The organism is Synechococcus sp. PCC 7336, assembly GCF_000332275.1.
Lineage (GTDB): Bacteria > Cyanobacteriota > Cyanobacteriia > Thermostichales > PCC-7336 > PCC-7336.
Genome location: NZ_CM001776.1, coordinates 2,635,955 through 2,655,731, shown reverse-complemented (window position 1 = coordinate 2,655,731; position 19,777 = coordinate 2,635,955). Strand labels below are relative to the sequence as shown.

Genomic DNA, 19,777 nt, shown 5'->3' with positions numbered 1-19,777 from the left:
CTCATGGATACTGGTGAACTGACTAAAGTTAAAATTATTGCTTTTAAGGATAAGAAGTACTCGGATAAGCTCGGGGAATTTGATTTGCCGATCAACCCCGATCGATTCTCTCAGTCTTTTAAGATTGAATATGATGAAAAGCAGGCAACTGGCTCGCAGGGGAGCGACCCCAAATTTAAATTCACAAAACCGGAAGAGCTGAAGCTGAATTTCACCTTTGACGGTACGGGTGTCGTGCCGGTGAAACAGGGAGGGGATACCTTTCACAAGGATGCGATCGCCCAATTGCAGTCTTTTTTAAGCATTGTCTACAGCATGAACGAGGCCACCCACAAGCCCAATTTTTTGCGGCTGTTGTGGGGCAATTTCTCCTTTGGGGGAGGAGGCCAAAATGGCTTTGATTGTATCCTCAAAGATTTACAAATCAACTACACCCTGTTTGCCCCCGATGGAAAACCGCTACGGGTGAAATTGAGTGCTACCTTTCTGAACTACATCGAACAGGTGCGTCGCCTGAACGAACAGGGCAAACAATCGCCCGATGTGACTCACCAGCGCACGGTTGCGGCTGGCGACAAATTACCGCTCATGTCCCACCGCATCTACGGCGATGCCGATTACTACCTACAGGTGGCCAAGGTTAACGGGCTGGTTAACTTCCGCCGCTTGGGTACCAATACCGATTTGAGATTTCCTCCCACTGAGAAGACAGAGCTATGAGCGATCGCACCATCCCTCAAGAGTCTACCTACGACGTCGTCACCTTCAAGCTGCTGTCTGACGGTACAGACATCACCAACCAATACGACTCGATCTCGTTGTCTGTTACCCGCGAAGTCAACCGCATTCCGATGGCTCGGGTGGTGTTGCGGGATGGGGATGCCTCGGAGGAGGGCTTTGCTGCTAGCGATGGACCGGATTTGATTCCTGGCAAAGAGCTAGAAATTGCTGTGGGGTTCGATAGCAACGATCGCAGCATTTTCAAAGGCATTATCGTCAAGCACGCCCTCAAGGTGGGGGCCAATGGTGACTCGGTGTTGAGGCTCACCTGTCAGGATGTGGCGACCCAGATGACCGTCGGGCGGCACAATCGCTATTTTGTCGAGGGAACCGACAGCGAGGCGATCGAAGAGATTATCGGGAGCTACAGCGACCTGTCTGCTGACGTGGAAGCCACAGCAGCCACCCATGCCGAAATCGTCCAATTCTATGCCACCGACTGGGATTTCGTGCTGTCGCGGGCCGAGATGAACGGCCAGATCGTGCTGCTGGAAGATGGTACGGCGAAGGTCAAAGCTCCTGCCACCAGCGGCGATCCCCTCATTACCCTCACCTACGGGGCCAATTTGCTGGAGTTTGAAGCGGAGATGGACGCCCGCTCGCAGTTGGGGGCAGTCAAAGCCACCGCCTGGAGTTACACCGATGGGGCGCTACTGGAAGCTGAGGGAGCCGAGCCCTCGGTGAATGCTCAGGGCAATCTCTCCGGCTCGGATTTGGCGGCAGTTGCAGCCCCCGAAACCTTGGAACTGCGTCACAGCGGCTTTGTGGACCAACCGGAGCTACAGGCTTGGGCAGATGCTCAATTGCTCAAAAGTCGGCTGGCCAAGATTCAGGGGCGCGTGACTACGCGGGGGTATCCCGATGCTAAGCCGGATGCGCTGGTGCAGTTGGAGGGGATGGGGGGTCGCTTTAACGGGTTGGCCTATGTTTCTGGCGTGCGTCACGAGCTGAATGGCGGCACCTGGATCACTCACCTGCAGTTGGGCTGCTCGCCCCAGTGGTTTTATCGAGAGCCGCACCTGCTGGCACAACCGGCGGCGGGACTGCTGCCGGGGGTGAACGGTCTACAGATTGGGGTGGTGGTGCAGTTGCAGGATGACCCCAATGGCGAGGATCGCGTGTTGGTCAAAATTCCCACCTTGGACAACGAGGCTGAGGGGATTTGGGCGCGGGTGGCGACGCTGGATGCGGGGGCCAATCGCGGCTCGTTTTTCCGCCCCGAGATTGGCGATGAGGTGGTCTTGGGGTTCCTCAACGACGACCCCCGCGATCCGATCGTTTTGGGGATGCTCAACAGTAGTGCCAAACCTGCTCCTGTTCAGGCCAGCGACGACAACCACGAGAAGGGAATCTTCACGCGATCTGAGATGAAGCTGACCTTTAACGACGACACCCAAGTCATCACGATCGAAACCCCCAGCGGCAACAAAATCACCATCTCCGATGAAGACAAGGGCATCACCCTAGAAGACCAAAACGGCAACACGATCGTCACTGGCGATAGCGGCATTACCATGAGCAGCCCCAAGGATATTTGCTTCGAGGCTTCGGGGGCGATCGCCCTCAAGGCCAGTCAAGACCTCACCCTAGAGGGCCTGAATGTAAGCGCCAAAGCCAATGCCCAATTTAAGGCGGAAGGTAGCGGCGGTGCAGAAGTGTCCACTAGTGCGATCGCCGTTCTCAAGGGCTCCCTCGTTCAGATTAATTAACCCCCCCATCCCGAGGCTTTTGTCATGACCAAACCCGCTGCCCGCATTACCGATCTCCACGTCTGCCCAATGGTGACGGGTTTGGTGCCCCATGTCGGCGGTCCCGTACTCGGTCCCGGCATCCTGACGGTGTTGATTGGGGGGATGCCCGCTGCCGTGATGGGAGATACCTGCACCTGCACCGGTCCCCCCGACTCGATTGTGTTGGGCTCTGCCACTGTGCTGATTGGGGGCAAGCCCGCCGCCCGCTTGGGGGATACCACCGCCCACGGCGGCTCGATTGTGCTGGGGGAGTTCACTGTGTTGATTGGAGGATGACATGCTGAATCGTGGCAAAGACCACTTGGGCACTGGCTGGAGCTTTCCTCCCAGTTTCGATCGCCCCGCCAAAGCAGTGCGTATGGTGAGCGCCGAAGACGACATTTGCGAGAGTCTGCGGATTTTGCTCTCCACCAGTTTGGGGGAGCGGGTGATGCAACCGGATTATGGCTGCAATTTGCAGGAGCTGTTGTTCGAGCCGTTGAGTCCCACGGTGTCTAGCACGATTAAGGAATTAATCCGTTCGGCGATTATCTACCACGAACCCCGCATTAAGTTGGAGCGGCTCGATTTGGAGTTGAGCGCTCAGGTGGAGGGGCTGGTGGATATCACGATCGACTACATCATTCGCAGTACCAACTCCCGCTTCAGCTTTGTCTTCCCCTTCTATTTGCAGGAAGGGGCGAATACGACTTTGCCGACATAGACAGGCTTTGTGTTTTGTCTTGCATCCACGACCCATGACTTGCATTGAAAAGACCGATTGCCCGAAATTCATTGTTCCGAATTATGAGCACTTGCTGCGACATTCCCAACCCTTTAGTCCGCGATGGGGCTAGCCAGAGCCAGCGTCAGGCTGAGGCGCTATCTCCCGATTATGTGCGGGTGGACGAACGCGACTTGGCTGACTTTCTGGTGTTTGCCCACCAGCTCAGTCGGCAGGTGATTTACTACGATTTTGACAATCTTCCCCATGGCGACTGGCAGGCGTTTTTTGCCAGCAGTACCCCCGTACAGATCGCTCTGATTGGTAAAACGAATACTCAAATCGTTAAGGATACTTACGATCGCCAACTCACCGTTTTTCTGGACGATCGCACGGCACTGAGCTTCGATCCTCTGCTGGCCACCCTAACGGGTCTGTTCGATCGCCTGCGGGACTGGTATGTGGGCTTGGAGGATTACACGCCGCTCAAGTCGAGAATTTTGGGGTTGGTGGAAACCAATGCGATTGTTCCCCTGACGCAGTTGTTGGAGCTGGTTCTGGGGATGGAAGTCGGCCTCGGCACGAGTGCGGCGATCGCCAATTTTTACGAGCGTTTGGGCCAATTCGAAACAGCCTTTGATGTGGTGGTGGATAGCGGCGCTGTGCCAGCAGACGAAACGCTGCTGACAGGAACTCGATTTGAGGCGCAAACGGCTCTGGATAATGTTTTCCAAGTGCTGTTTCAGAACTATCGTCAAGCGGTTCGGCTAGCCCCGCAGTTTCTGGTCCACAGCCTGGAAGCCCGTTCCGATCACAAGTCCCACCTGGCCCTCTATTTCGCCTTTTTGCAGGTGATGGACTCCGCGCAGGCGGATCTGAATGGCATCGGTCAGCGGCATCTCGACTTTTTCTATCGGGACGTGTTGCAACTGCCGGAACGGCAGGCAATTCCCGATCGCGCCCATCTGGTCTTCGGCTTGGCCAAGTTTGTGGAAGAGCACAAGCTGGAGGCAGATCTGGCTTTTAAGGGGGGCAAAGACGATACGGGGGTGGAGCTGTTTTATCGGCTGAATGAGGAAATTCTGGTTCACAAAGCTCAGGTTGCCAGTCTGAAAGGCTTGTTCCTGAATTCGCAGGAGTCGGCCAGTGGTACTGCCCCCGAGAATTTAACGGGACTGCACGTTTCTGCGGTGGCGGATTCGCCCGATGGTGAGGGTGGGGAGTTTGCCAAAGAAGACGAGGTGCGGGCTTGGCTGCCGTTTGGGGATGGCGATCGCGCTCGGGCTGCATTGGGATTGGCGATCGCCTCTGACCTGTTGCTGTTGCAAGAGGGAGGTCGAACGGTCCAATTTTCTTTAATCCTGACAGGCGCGAGTACCGACTTGCCGCCGAATCGCCTGCACGAGATTTTTAAGGTGTATTTCAGTGGCGAGGAGGACTGGATTGAAGGCACCGTTCTACAGGCAGGTAATGTCCTGTCCTTCAGTCAGCTCCAGCGCAATATCCTGTCCTCCAGCCAGCCCCAAACCAGTTGGGACGGCACGACGCTAAAGCTGGCAGTCACTTTGGCCGCAGATGCCGAACCGGTGGTGGGCTTCCATTCGGAGTTGAGCGGTGCCGCCCTCAATACCGATCGCCCAGTGGCTCGACTGGTGTTGCAGGATGGCGTCGAGATTGCAGGGCGATCGCCCTATCACTATTTGCGAGGGGCGATCGTGACCGATCTCTCCGTCAAGGTGGTGGTGGACGAAGTTCGCACTCTGGTGGTGCAAAACGAGCTTTCGGTGCTGGATGCCACCAAGCCATTTCAGCCCTTTGGTTCTCAACCCAAAGCGGGTGGAATTCTCTATATCGGCAGCCAAGAGGTGTTTCAAAAACGGCTGACGGCATTAACCCTGCACATCGACCAAGAGGGACCGGGAGAATCCTTCGCAAACTACTATGCCGGATACGATCTGCCCACAGGTTTTTCGCCGGGTGATGTCTCGGTACAAGCCCTGCGCAATAAAGTCTGGTCTCCATCGAGCGGTGTTGCCCGAGACCTGTTTGAGGCGAGCGGAAATGCGCAAACATCATTCACATTCGGCAGTGCCGAGCTAGCCAGTTTGGGATTGAACGAAGCGGCAACAACCGATCCCATTGCGGTCTGGAATTTTGACAGCGTTAACGGCTTTATTCGACTCTCGCTCAACTCCGACTTTTTGCACGACGCCTATGCCACTATGCTGGCACGGCAAGTGTTGGCCTCAGCCACCAACGAGATTATTTCAGTTGATAGCGTGGATCGCCGCAAAGCAGTCATCGGCGCTTACTACCAAAAGCCTCCGAGCGGAGAAACCTCCGGCGATATCTTTGTTGCCACGACCTATTATGTAGAGCTGACCGATACCCCCATCATCCCCAACGAACCGTTTACTCCGGTCGTTAACGCCCTGTCTTTGAGCTACACCGCTGAAGCCAGTGTCACCGACTGCCAGCTATTTCACCTGCATCCCTTCGATGGCTTTGTGGAGCTGACCGAGTTTGCCGATACCGATATCGCCACCAACCCCGAATTCCTGCCCACGTTTGACAGCGAAGGCGAACTGCTGATTGGCATTAGCGATCTGGATGCCCCGATCGCCCTGCCCCTGCTATTTCAAGTGGCAGAAGAAACCGCCGATACCGATCTGGCCCAAACCGATGTGAGTTGGTTTTACCTGACCCAAAACCAATGGCTGCCCTTCCAGCAAGAGGATGTGGTCAGCGACAGCACCAATGGGCTAATTGCCTCCGGCATCGTCAACTTAGCCATCCCGTCAGACATCACCGCAGGCAATACCCGCCTCGATCCGAGCTTGTACTGGCTTAAAGCGGCAGTGACGGAACGCCAGCGCGCCATCCCCAACATTATTGGCGTTCACCCCCAAGTGGCAGAGGTGACCTTTAGCGATCGCGGTAACGATCCCGCTCGACTGGCTACCCCCCTCGACGCTGGGGCGATCGCCAAGCTAGAAGTGCCCCAAGCGCAAATTAAGACCATCACCCAGCTCTACCCGTCCTCTGGCGGTCAAGTCAAAGAGCAGCCCCAACACTACTACACCCGCATCAGCGAACACCTGCGCCACAAAGGACGAGCCACCAGCATCTTCGATTACGAACGCCTCGTGCTGGAAACCTTTCCCGAAATCTATAAGGTGCGCTGCATCAACCACGCCCGCATCACCCCAGACGATCGCCTACAGGAATTAGTCCCCGGTCACGTCACAGTCGCGCTGATTCCCGATTTGTCCCAACGGCAGACCACCAACGATTTAGAGCCCAAGGTCAACATCAATCTGCTGGCCAAGATTCAAGCCTATCTGAACGGCATCTCTTCCGAGTGGGTGGAGCTGAGAGTCGTCAACCCCCGTTACGAACCCATACGGGCGCAGTTTGACGTGGAGTTTAAATCCCCCTTCAGCGCCAACTTCAGCTTTTATGCCCAGCAACTCGATCGGGCGATCGTCGGCTTTTTATCCCCCTGGACACTGGATGGCGGGGCCGACATTCACTTTGGCGGCAAAGTCTTCCGCTCTTCCATCATCAACTTCGCTGAAGAGCAGCCCTATGTCGATCGTGTCATTAACTTCCAAATGCACCAAGGCGATCGCCTCGACCTGAAAGAAGTTGCCGCCTCTTCCGCCCGCTCCATCTTGGTGTCTGGCAGCAGCCACGCCATCACCGAGATCGCTCGTCCCCTACCCCCCAATTTGCCAGTCCCCGTTCGCTAACGGGCGATCGCCTCACCCACTGTGCCACCCCAAACCCCGAGCCGATGAGTTCCTAAGGATCGACCCCCATGCTGGATTTTCCGAGCATTTCCAAACGCAATCCCCCCTTCCCCCCCTACCTCAACTTTCAAACGCTGCGGGATAGCGGCGTGGACCACCTACAGGCATTGGCTGGCGATCTGTGGACAGACTACAACCTGCACGATCCAGGGGTGACCATTCTGGAGGTGCTCTGCTATGCCATCACCGATCTGGGCTATCGCATCAACTTCGATATCGCCGATCTACTCGCCCTCGACCCCGCCGATCCCAGCCGTCAGGAAAGCAATTTCTTTACCGCCGATCGCATTCTCAGTTGCAACCCCGTCACGGAACTGGACTTCCGCAAGCGGCTGATCGACATCCCCGGCGTGCGCAATGCCTGGTTGGAAAAACTGGAGACCTACGAACCCGACATTTACGTCGATACGGCGGGCAATCAACTGCAATACATTCCCCCGCTGGACAGCGGCGACGCTCCCCTGCAACTGCACCCGCGCGGCATCTACAACGTCCTGCTCGATCTCGATCGCGAGCAACTGCCCTCTCGCACCGAGGCCGAAGCCCAAGCCGCCGCCGCGTCAGTTGTAGAACAGGTGAAGCGGGTGCTGTGCGCCCACCGCAATTTGTGCGAAGACTTTAACGACCCAACGGTGTTGGGGGAAGAGGCGATCGCCCTCTGTGCCGATATCGAGTTGTCGGCAGCGGCAGACCCCGAAGATGTGCTGGTGGACATCTTCGTCAAGGTACAGGAATTTCTCGCCCCTCGACTGAGGTTCTACACGCTGCAAGAGCTGCTGGCACGGGGCAAGAGTCCGGCGGACATCTTTGCCGGTCGTCCCTCTGCCCTGTTCGACGCCCGCTCGGCCTACGACAGTAACAGCAACGGCTTCATCGACACAGAGGAACTGGCCAAGCTCACGCCCCCCGACATTCTCTACACCTCCGATCTCTATCAGGTGGTGATGGACGTTCCCGGTGTGGTGGCCATCCGCAAACTGAACATCATTAACTATATTGACGGCCTGCCCCAGTCTCTGGGCCATCCCTGGCATCTGCACCTCAGCCCCAGTCATCGCCCCGTGCTGGGATTAGAGGAGTCCAGCGTCACCTTTTTTAAGGGGGATCTGCCTGTCAAAGCGGATGCGGCTGAGGTGGAACGGCGCTTTTTCGAACAGCAAGCGGCCTATATCAAAGCCCCCCGTCGCGATGCCGAACTCGATCTACCGATTCCCAGCGGCACCTATGCCGATCTCGCCGATCACTATTCCATTCACCACGAATTCCCCCTCACCTACGGCATTAGCAGGGGTGGCTTGCCCGCCAGTGCCCCCTCTCTGCGCAAGGCTCAGGCCAAACAGTTGCAGGGCTATCTGATCTTTTTCGATCAGATCTTGGCCAACTATTTCGCCCAACTGGCCAGCATTCGCGATCTGTTCTCTTGGGAAAGCGACGGCGATCGCTTCAATCGCATTGACCCCGAAACCCTACAACACCGCCAGCGCACCTACTTCACCCAAGCCCTCGACAAACAGGAGTTGCCAGCACTCGAATCCCTACTGCGCAACTGCAACCGCTGTCCCACCTCCGACCTAGAGGGAGAAGAGCCGTTGGACTATAGTGCGGTGCTGGATGCGATCGCCGAAGATCCTGCCACCTATGTCGATCGGCGCAATCGCTTTCTGGATCATTTGCTGGCGCGATTTGCCGAAACCTTCACCGATTACGTTTTGCTCAACTACCAAATTGATGGAGGGCAGCGGGATGATGCCGACATTATTGAGAGCAAAACGCGATTTTTACAGCAATATCCCGATATCAGCCGCGATCGGTTTCGAGCTTTTGACTATTGCGATTGCGATGGCGAGGTGTGGGATAGCGACAATATTTCCGGGTTTAAGCGGCGTGTTGCAGGTCTGTTGGGCATTGCCGACCCCAAGCGGCGCACGCTGGGCCATTACGATATTGCTCTGCAACCGGAGCGCTTTGCCCTGAACCTGACGGGTGGATTTGCAGAGCAGCCTAAATCCCTGGCAACTTCGATTGATTTCCCCAGTGCAGAGGATGCGGCAGCGGCGATCGATACCTTCTTGAGGGCGGCGATCGCACCGGAGTCTTATCGCTGTTGGGACTTCAACTATTACCACCATTACGGCTGGGCGGTGAACGATCGCGATCGAGAGCGCTTGGCAGTGCTGGAGCGCGATCCGGCCTTTCTCAACAAGTCCGATGCGTCTGCCGAGCTGGAGCAACTGCTCCCTCTGTTTACCGATGCTGTCTTGGCAGGGACTGGAGAGAGTGGCGAACTGCCCGATTTCGTCTTTGTCTCAGCAGCAGACGACGGGGGCTTGCAATTCCGGCTGGAGATTCCGCTACCCGAGACGGCAGAGTTTCCCCACACCGTCGCTGTCTTTTCCAGTTGGACTACCTATGCCACGGTTGACGAGGCGATCGCAGCGGCGGAAGCGGCCCTCGACCGCATTGTGATTGCTGACGCCTACGAGCGCATTCGCCTGCGTCGGGATGATGCCGCCAGCCGCGAGGAAGGCACTGCCGAGGTGTTTACCCACTATGGCTTTGCCCTAGTGGACGAGCTGGAAATGCGCTTGGCGGAATGGGAGGAGCGCTTCGGGACGGAGGCCGATCGCGATTTGGCCCTTTACTGTTGGTTGGCTAGCTTGCAGTGCAATGGCAAGCCTTTGGGGGTGGAGACTCCCACGATCTGTCAGCCGGAGGATGCCGCCTACAGTTTTGAAATTCTTGATAGCAAGGGCGATCGCGTTTGGCTGGGGCAGAGCATTTTTGCTAGCGAAGCGGCGGCGGACGCAGCGGCAATGGCAGCGTGCGACATGGCCCAAGTGGCCAATTCCTATGTCCCCGTCGATCGCGATTCGGGCACTTGTCCCTATTCCTTCCTGCTCAGTGACGGCCAAGGCCAGCCGATCGCCGAACACCCCACCCATTACCCCACGGAAGCGGAACGCGATCGAGCGATCGAGCGCCTGCGACTGCTGTTTGCCGATCCGCTGACTGGGTTCGAGATCGCCAGCGACGAGGGCGAGCCCGAGCTGCTGACCGTCAGTTTGCCTGCCGCCAACTTCTGTCTGTTTGAAGACTGCGACCCCGAGCAGCAAGCAGAGTTTTCCACTGGTCCGCTGGTCTCTGCCAGCCTGCCCGCTGCCATATTTAACCTGGCCCAAGCCCGGACGGAATTTCTCAATCGCCTCGGTTTCGCCCTCGACGACGCCAAGCTAGTCCGGCTCTACGATAATGATGCCTGCTCCTTCTCCTTCCAAATTCTCAATCCCGAAGGGGAGACAGTGACGGCCAGTCGCAGCTTCTCCAGTCGGGCGGATCGAGAAGCGGCGATCGCCTTCGTACAGTTTGTGGCGCGCGGCTTTAACTTCGAGAAGCGCAGCTTTGGCAGCGATTGCGGCTACTACTTCTATGTCACCTTGCCGGAAGAAGGTACTGCCGAAAACCCCGTCCGGCTGCGCGGCCTGCAGCCCTACCCCACCGAGGTTTCGGCCTGGAAAGGGGCGATCGCCTTTGCCCGCCACCTCTGCTATTTGCCGCGCTATCTAGGGCCACCTTCCATCGCCGCTGAATACGAATTGGGCATTGTGGACGAGAGCGACAATTTGATTGCCGCCACTGAAGCTGCGGTCGATCGCGTTGATGCCTTCACCCAACTGAATCGGTTGGAACCTTACCTTCAGATCGTCCCAGATGGCAGCGATGTTCGCTATCAATTGCGCGATCGCGACGACACCATCCTGCTGGAGAGCCAGAACACTTTCCCCAACGCTGAAGCAGCCACTGACAGCTTCTATGGCGAGTTGCTGGGCTTTTTGCTGGAACCGGGGGCGATCGTCTCCACCGACACCGCTGGCGAGGCTCCCTTTGGCTTTGACGCCGTTAGTCTCGACTCCGGCACAGTTTTAGCCATCCACCCGCAAACCTACCCGACGGCAGCAGAACGGGATGCGGCGATCGCCCATTTCCTCCTGGCAGTTCGCAGCCTGAAATTACCCGTGCAACCCCTCTCGCAGCCTGCCGCTTATACCGGCCAGTTTGCCACCCCCGCAGGCGACCTGTTGATGCTGGGGGCAAGGCGATTCGAGATCGGCGATTCGGAGGTAGAAGCAGCAGACGCCGAACAACGGGCCTGGGACGAAGGCAATGCTCTGGTGGACCTAGCGGACGATCGCGATAACTTCCGCGACCTCGACGATCGCAAGCGCTGTCGCTTCACCTGGGAACTCACCAACGTAGATAAAGATCGCGTGGCTGCCACGGCTCCTGACACCTATGCGACCCCCGAGGAGCGGGACGCGGCGATCGAGACCGTTCGGGCCTTGGTGAACGATGAAGGCTTCCACGTTCTGGAGCACATTCTGCTGCGGCCCCGCAACAAGGGCACGGGAGTGTGCTGCTTTGACGAACTGGCCCCCGATGCCACGGGCCTGAATCTGGATCGGGCGATCGCCCTAGCCGCCAACCTCACCCGTCATTTCGAATCGCCCAACTTCTACTTCACCCTCGACGACGAGACCGGTACCGAACTGTTCCGCTCGGCAGACTTTGCCACCCACACCCAACGCGATCGCGCCTTGCGAGCAATGGTCTTCCATTCCGCCGCCGAAGATAACGATTCCCGTGCCCTCTGGGGCGGTTATGAACTGCGCACCGATGCCGATGGTCCCTTCTTCGCCTTCCTCGACCTACAGGCTGAGACCGTCGGTCGCAGCCGCACCCTGGCCGACGCTGCCGAACGACTGGAACGGCTGGCTTGGGTGGAGAATCACCTCTACAAATTTGCTCCCCTCTACAATCTCGCCATCGTCCTGCCCGACTGCAATATCAAAGACTGCGAGCCCAAAGATCGCTACGACTTCACGCAGGTGTCGCTCAAACGGCGTCCGGGCTTCGAACGGATTAACAGCTCCGACAGTAGCCAATTCTTCGCCCACTTCAACGATCCCCTCGGCAAGGTGCTGCTCTACAGTCCGGGCTTTGCTAGCGGGGTGCAGCGGGATGACGGCATTCGGGCCATGATTCGCAATTCGATCGTGGCGGATCGCTTTCAGCTCAGGCAACTGCCCAGTGGCGATCGCCCCCTCTATTTCTTCCTCTTGCGGGATGAACTCGACGCCGAAATTGCTTGCTCTCGCCTGTTCGACTCTGCCGCAGCAATGCAAGACTGTCTGCTGTGGTTCAGACGAACGGCCTATCTCGCCGCCGAGAAATTCGGTTTGGACCTGGAGGTTCCCGCCGATGCCATTCCTCCTGCATCTCCTGCCGATGGCTTCTTGCCGATCTCCCTCAACGTCAACCCCGAACCGCCTCCCGAATCTTCTGGAGAACTGGAGAGCGACCCCCCCTGTTGCACCACCCCCTACGATCCCTACTCCTTCTGGGTGGGGGTGGTGCTGCCCTACTGGCCGGAGCGGTTCCGCGATCCGCGCTTTCGTGGCTTTATCGAACGCACCCTGCGACTGGAAGCCCCCGCCCATGTCGCCCTCAAAATTTGCTGGGTGGATGTCTGCGACATGCGCCAGTTCGAAACTGCCTATCGCCAGTGGCTGGAAGAGTTACAGCTGAACGCTTGCGAGCCCGAGTCTGCCGATTTGACCCCCGCCCTCAACCAACTGCTACAGGTGCTGCAAGACCTGAGCAATGTCTATCCCGAAGCCACCCTGCACGACTGCGAGGAAAGCAGCCCCGACGATAACCCCACCATCCTCAACCAAACCGCGTTAGGAACCGCCAATGAATAACCTCATGTCGTTTGTCTCCACCCTAGAGAATCGGAGCTACCCCATCTTCGAGCCCAACCAGGTGCTCAAGAACACCGATCTCAACAATCTGGCCAATTACCTCGACAGCCAGAATCGCCTCACCCGCGCCCACACGATTGGCATGGGGATTGTCTGCGGTCTGGATGTGTCTGTGCAGCCCAATAGTGGTACTCCTGCCATTGTTCTCACTGCGGGTTATGGCATTACGTCCGAGGGCTATCTGCTGCGCTATAGCCCCCAAACGGGGGATTTGTTCACCCACTATCAAGACAGTATTTTAGATGCCACAACCCTTAACCCCGAGGCGGATCGCGATCTGCAATTGACGATGCGGGAGTTGGTGCGGCAGGGGGATTTCGATAGCGAAACTGACACCCCCATCTCGACGCTCGATTTAGGCGAGCAAGTGCTGTTGGTGCTGTGCGATTTTGAGGATTTGCCTCGTGATTCTTGTTTGATTGACTGCGACGATCGCGGTCGAGATCGCAATTTCAACCTGCGCTTTTTCGCGATCGACCGGGCTGACCCGATGGTCATCGTCGATCCGAACGATCCACAGCCGACCTCAGCCGATACCTTGATTCGAACAGGGTTTGAGATCCTGCCCCCAACAACTACAGCCGCTGCCTTCCAGCAATGGTTTACCGTGCCCGACTGTCATATTCCCCGCTTGGGCTACCCAACAGACGCCAGCACCACTGACTTCACCATCGATCTTTCGACCATTCAAGATTTTGACGATTTGATGGCGGTCTACTACCGAGCCTGCCGCATGGGTATTGATGCGATCGCCACCAGCTTCACCCAAGTGGAGGCCCTTTTCGGTCCCTTCCTGTCTTCCTTCCAGCCCGACCCGACAGACTTCAGCGCGATCGCGCAGCAGCTCACAGATCTGCTGTTCTCGTTGGTGCCCCTCAGCGTCGCCCTTGCCGATCCCCTCTATGGCAGCGATGTCCCCTCCGAACCTCCGAAGGTGGAGGTGGGCTATGGGGTGCAGTATTTCTACGACTTGTTGGTGGAACTGTGCGCTGCCTTTAACGAACTCAAACAGGCCATTTTCGATCTGATGGACGATTGCGAGTTGGCGGCCAATCGTTTTCCCAAATACCTACTGCTAGGAGAGATTACCCCAGCCACCGATCCCTGTCCGCGACCCTCCCTTTACCGTCATGGCTTTTATCAGCCCCCCATCTACAACGGCAATCGCCAGCGCAAAGCAGAAATTCGCCATCTCTATCAACGTCTACAGCAAATGGTGGCCTCCTTTTGTCTGCTGCCCTTCTACCAAACCCCTGTCAAAGTCACCCCCAGTCGCCTGCGGCTGGCTCCTCTGGCCGATCGGTCCATCCCTTACTTCTACGATTTTTCGACGGTTCATCCCTACTGGAGTTACGATGCCTGTCGCAAGCATCAGCTCGATCGCCTACCGGCCTATTTCGAGCTAGCAACCACTGCCAGTCAGACGGGTTACGACTTGCTCGAACGGTTCGATCGCTCCGATTTCTTTGCGATTGAAGGTCATGTGGGCCGCACCCTCGACGAAGCTCTACTGGCGATCGACAGCTTCCAACAATCGTTCAATCTGCCCTTCGATGTGACGGCGGTGCGCCTGCTACAGGATGACAGCAGTGACGGCGAGACCATCCCGCCCACGGTTCTAACGGGCTATTTTGAGGATTTGGAACGGGAGTTCGATCTCATCCGAGGCCGCTGGCAGGCGATGCGAGCCAAAGGAGTTGGCAACGTCGCGAACACTCGTCTGGCCCTGATTGTCAGTCTTATCGACCAGCAATTTTTCTTTGAGGGGTCTTCTCTCTCCAGCCTCGATCCCCGCCTGTTTGAAAACGAGTTACTGGTGCGGGGGCGCGATCGGGCTAACTATGCCTTTTCAAGTTTCCGTGCGGCTGAGGGAAACTTTCTTTCCATTACGGTTGCGGCGAGAGAAGCGTTTGTCCCCACACCGCCATCGGGAGAGGGAGGGGTCTCGTTCAACAACCCCTACGATTTCGGTCGCAGCCTGACCGAGGCCGATCGCGATCGCATTATCCAAACCTTTGCTGATTGTTTTAAACACCAACCGGTGACCTATGACATTAACAGTAACGACGGCTTATTCCGGTTTGCGATTCGAGATGGCAACGTCGATATCGTTGTAACTGGCACTGACCTGAATAACTTCCAGGTGGCGCTGGAGGACGAGACGCTGTTCAACAGTGCGTTTGAATTGATCGATCGCTACACCGATTGGGAAACCCTCTACGCCTTCCTGCAATTTTTTGGCTCGGGGGAGGAAGAGGCGGAACTGCTCGAACTGGTGCCCTACCACGAGTTTCGGTCTCTGTTGCGCCGCTATCGCGATCGCCTCGATATCATCCAAACCCTCCAAACCTTCCCTGCCTACGCCGAAGAGCATCGCGGCTTAGAGCATTTGGGCGGTGTGCCCAAACAGGGTACCTTCGTGCTGGTTTACACCAGTGATGATGAGGCGATCTCCAATTTAATCGTGGCAGATGTCGCCCTTAGAGCAGATTCAGATGCCAAAGTAACCGCCCTCAGCACCACTATCCAACTGCCGCCAGGGAAGTTGGATAGTGGTCCCGAACGGATTGCAGCCATTAAAGACCGCATCGACAAAAACGTCGTGGTGGCAGATTTTTGCCTGCCCTACCGCTGCTGCACCGGCTTCGGCAATATCGATTACGTTTTGGCCCAACCCAAGCCGCTGATCTCCCTCGACAAAGCAGTCTTCTGCGAAGACGATCCTGGCACTTATCCCTTCACCCTCGAACCCACGGGCGGCATTCTCAAAGGGGGAGACGGCATCGTCGGTGAGGCAGGTCAACCGGCCTTCCAGCCCAGCGCGATCGACTTCGATGTCACCGAAGCCACCAATCTCACCTTTGTCTACGTGGTGGATGATGTCAGCGCCACCTTCTCAATCCTGATGCTGCCTCGGGCCGATGTCACTCTCACGGTTGCCCCCAACGGCCCCCTCTGCGTCACTCCCGGTCAACCCAGCAATATTATTCTCTCGGGTCAACCGGCAGGGGGAACCTATCGAATGGCGATCGCCGGGGGCAATTTCCAAGACATTCAGGTGGATGCCAATGGCGGCTTCGACCTCGGTGCCATTACCTACCCCGCCAGTGCCGATACGGTGCAATTGCAATTCGAATACATCGTCCCCGATACGGATGATTATTGCGGCAACACCAGCCCGACAAGGGTTGTCGAGGTCGTCCTCGCCCCCACCCCCCAAATCAGCTATCCCAGCAACAGCGACGGCACGGTAGCCGGAGCCCTCGTCCACGGAGATATCTGCGTCCCTGCCGTGCAGGCCAACTTCAGCAATGTCGGCAGCACTGCCGACCAGTATGAATGGTTTGTGAATGGCACCCCTAGAGCCAATACTCGGGACGCCCAACTGTTCTTTTCCTACCAAAGCGGTCTCACCCAAACCGTGCAATTGACGGCCACTCGTCAACCCAGCGAGGGCGGAGCCATCAGTTGTGCAGCCACAGACGGCCCCATCTCTGTGACGCTGCCCACGTTAAATACCGATTGGGCCTTCGATAACCCCGATTTGGCAGCGGGTTCGGTGACCCACCTCTGTCGGACCGAGGGGGATAGCGGCCCACATATAGAGACGATTACGGTCCAACAGGCGGGCGGGTTCTTCTCCACAACGGCGGGCCTGCCCTTTCCCCAAACCAATAGCGAGCTTCCCTGTGCGGCCCAAACCGGCTATACCCTCGACTATTCCACCGTTGCGCCGGGACTGTATTCCCTCACCTATAATCTCTCCGGCCATCCATTGGGACCGAATTCAACGCGGCAAGTTCGGGTGCAGGTGGTGCCGGTGGGTAGCTTCCAGGCTGGGGTGCTACCGGTCGCGAACGGCGAAGCCTTCGAGCTACAGTTCTACAACATCTTCCCCACCCCCGAGATGCTGCAAAACCAGGGTTTACAGGCTGTGTGGGAGGTGACATTGACCAACGCCGATCCGTTCGAGACTGCCTCCACCCGGTTCAATATTTCCTATGGCGATCCGAATGCCATACCGGGATCGACCATCCAAGTGGTGATGAGAATCTTCGATGCCGATCGCCGCTGTAGCTCGGTTTCTGCGCCGGAGTTTGTCACGGTGCCGGAACCAGTGTCGCAGACTCCCAACCCTGATTTTAGGATGAGTAGCCTACCGTTGCGCTCCAGTCGCCTCAATCCCACGACGGGAGGGCTGATATGGGACACGATCGCCATTCTGAGACCGGACCAAAGCAACGTCGTCGCGATCGATTTCAGTCAATTGCGGGCTCTGAATATTGAGGGGTTTGTTCGTCCCGATCCAATTGAACCGGGCAGCCTGGTGGCCAGTGTCGATTTTCGGATGCAGCCCAGCAATCAAGCATCGCCTCGGCAATCCTTCAATGACGCTTTCCCCTTCGACATGTATGTCGATGCCAACGATCTGCCCAATGAAGTCTGGAGACCTAGCCCCGGTACCTTCACCCTCAGGGCCATTCCGTTTAATGCTTCGGGTGGCAAGGGCGAGCCTGGGATAGAGATGGAGCTGAAGTTCGCGTTAGTGGAGGGCAGTGGCGGTATCTTGATTGACGGTACAAAGGCCGCGACTTTGCCGGACAGTACGTCTTCCACAGCTCTCGACTCTGCAACTCTCGCGAGTACGGAAACGTTCACCACCACCGCTAGCCTCGAATCTGCCAGCCCCGAAACGCAGCTTGCGGCAGAAGTCGATTACGCCGCTCAGTTGGAACAATTGGGGGCTGACTATTCAGGTTTAAGCAGCCGCGCCCCCTTCACCCGCGCCCAGACCTTTATCGAGGCAGAGGCCGACACCTCTCCTGAAGATCTGGCCCAACTCTACTGGGAACTGGGGCAATCGCTGCGGCGCTCGTTCCTCAATGCAGGAGCTGAGTATCGCGAGTTTCTGGATCGCATTCGCGCCATCTGCACTGGCAGCTTGTTGCAGCGTTTAGACCTCAGCGACCTCTCTGCCGATACCCTGCAGCAATTGCAGACCCAGTTTGAGGATCTCGACAGCGTCGGAATGGCTGAACCTGCCGACTTGGCAGAGGCACTGGCCAGTGCGTTGTAATGGCCTGATGATTAGCCCCCGCTCTGGGGGTTAGTCTCCTGTTTGTGATTCATGCCGCGATCGCGGTTGACCCCTATGCCCCCTCAACACCACATCATCGGACGCACGATTGTCGATCTCGACACCGGCCCTCTGGCGGATGTCTGGAGTCTGCAAGAGGATGTCAATCAACTGGTGCAGCAGGAGATGTTGCCTCAGTTAGAGATCCTGTTCGATCGCCTCTCCGAACCCGATCGCACCCTGCGACTCGATCGCGTGGTGCTGGATGTGGGCCATGTGGCTCCCAAGTCCTTACCGCAAGACTGGGTGCCGCGCCTGTTGGCGCAATTGGAGCAAGTACTGCGCGATCGCATCGGGGGCTACTCCGATGGCGGAGTGGACGAGAGTCCCCCCATTCTGCGGGAGAGGACAGAGGCACATTGGGAGGTGTTGCAGTTCTTTTTGCAATACGGTCGCCTGCCTTGGTGGCAGACCTCGGGCAGTTGGTCCGCGACGGTGGCTCGCTGGCAGCAGGCGGTTGCCGAACCCGTCTCTCGTTGGGTGGAGCAGGTGCGGCAGGTATTGGGCACTAGCCCGATCGCCCGCCAGCGGTTTGCCGTCCAGTTGCCCGAGCCGTTGCAAGAGAGTCTGCTGCTACAGCTACAACCCGCTTGGAGCGATTGGCCACTGTTGCGATCGCAAATCCAGCAACTATTGCAGGCATTGGACTGGGGCGATCGCTCCCGCCGCGATTTAGAGCGGCAGGCTGTGCAGTTGCTGTTAGCCGAGATTGTCCCCAATCGCCCTGTCAGCAGTCTTCTCCCCGCTGTCAGTTGGGCACGAGCTTGGATGGAGCAGGTGGTTCGTGAAGGGCGATCGCAGTGGTTTCCCTCAGCATCTGCCGAAACCGAACCGATCGAGCCGCTAACCTCACCCGATCGCCGCCTGCACCAGCAATTACTCGCTGCGATCGCCGACTTTTCTCCTGTACAGCGATCGCTGTGGCTAGAGGCGATCGCGCACAGCCTGCCCGCGATCGCCTCAACTCCGACCGAACCTTCCGAAACAGAGGCTCGATCGGCTCCCGAACCTAGAACTGATGCCGATTCGCCTCTTTCCCCTGCTGCCCAACCCGCCAGTTCTCCCGAACCAGTCTCCGGGGATGGGGCCACACCTGATGCAGTGCAAGGCGTCTCACCAGAATCCGACCCCGTTGCTGAAACGGCGGGATCGCCCCCTCGCGAGAGATCCGCAGACAGTGAACCGCTACCTTCTCAATTGACGACAGGCGATCGCGCATCAGCTTCTCCTCTCAACGCAGCACCCTCCGCCCTCTCGCCCGAGGAAGAACGGGCTGGGATCTATATCCCTCAAGCTGGGCTAGTGCTGCTGCATCCGTTCCTCAAGATCTACTTCGAGGCGATCGACCTACTCGCAGACAGTCAATTTCGGGATGAATCCGCCCGCCAAACGGCGGTCTATCTGATGCATTGGCTGGCGACGGGAGACCCCGCCGGAGCAGAAGTGGATTTGGTGCTGCCCAAGCTGCTCTGCAATTGGCCCCTCAACGACCCGATCGCGCCAATCGCCTTACCTGCCGCTGCTCTGGAAGAAGGGGAACATCTCTTGCAAGTGGCGATCGATCGCTGGGGTGCGCTCAAAAGCGCGAGCCCCGACGGATTGCGCCAAGGATTCTTGCAGCGCCAGGGGAAACTCACCCGTACCAGTAGCCATGACTGGCAATTGCATGTGGAGCAAACCTCTCTGGATATTTTGCTCGCCCGTCTGCCCTGGGGACTGAGCATGGTGAAGCTGCCCTGGATGGATTGCTTGCTAACGGTGGAGTGGAGTTAATG

Annotated in this window: 8 protein-coding genes; all 8 read left to right on the top strand. The window is 57.5% G+C overall.

Annotated elements, in window-relative coordinates; genetic code table 11:
* Window positions 1-3 precede the first annotated feature (3 nt).
* The 8 genes from SYN7336_RS12615 (at window position 4) to SYN7336_RS28000 (ending at window position 19,775) form a co-directional block, all read left to right on the top strand.
* Window positions 4-720, top strand: a complete 717-nt coding sequence (locus tag SYN7336_RS12615) for a LysM peptidoglycan-binding domain-containing protein (RefSeq protein WP_017326311.1) — start codon at window positions 4-6, stop codon at window positions 718-720.
* A complete protein-coding gene (vgrG, locus tag SYN7336_RS12610; protein ID WP_017326310.1) occupies window positions 717-2,489 on the top strand; it encodes a type VI secretion system tip protein VgrG in 1,773 nt (590 codons plus the stop codon). The genes SYN7336_RS12615 and vgrG overlap by 4 nt, the downstream gene beginning before the upstream one ends.
* 24 nt (window positions 2,490-2,513) lie before the next feature.
* Window positions 2,514-2,807 (top strand): PAAR domain-containing protein, encoded by a 294-nt coding sequence (locus SYN7336_RS12605; RefSeq protein ID WP_017326309.1) that lies wholly within the window; start codon window positions 2,514-2,516, stop codon window positions 2,805-2,807.
* Between the two features lies 1 nt (window position 2,808).
* Entirely contained in the window at window positions 2,809-3,234 is a 426-nt protein-coding gene (locus SYN7336_RS12600; protein ID WP_038025939.1) for a GPW/gp25 family protein, read from the top strand.
* An 83-nt stretch (window positions 3,235-3,317) separates the two neighbouring features.
* Window positions 3,318-6,986, top strand: a complete 3,669-nt coding sequence (locus SYN7336_RS25725) for a baseplate J/gp47 family protein (RefSeq protein WP_017326307.1) — start codon at window positions 3,318-3,320, stop codon at window positions 6,984-6,986.
* A 68-nt stretch (window positions 6,987-7,054) separates the two neighbouring features.
* A complete protein-coding gene (locus SYN7336_RS28005; protein WP_017326306.1) occupies window positions 7,055-12,805 on the top strand; it encodes a hypothetical protein in 5,751 nt (1,916 codons plus the stop codon).
* Window positions 12,798-17,942 (top strand): hypothetical protein, encoded by a 5,145-nt coding sequence (locus SYN7336_RS12585; protein WP_017326305.1) that lies wholly within the window; start codon window positions 12,798-12,800, stop codon window positions 17,940-17,942. The genes SYN7336_RS28005 and SYN7336_RS12585 overlap by 8 nt, the downstream gene beginning before the upstream one ends.
* A 75-nt stretch (window positions 17,943-18,017) precedes the next feature.
* On the top strand, window positions 18,018-19,775 hold the full coding sequence (locus SYN7336_RS28000; protein WP_017326304.1) for a contractile injection system tape measure protein: 1,758 nt from the start codon (window positions 18,018-18,020) through the stop codon (window positions 19,773-19,775).
* The last annotated feature ends 2 nt before the right edge of the window (window positions 19,776-19,777 follow it).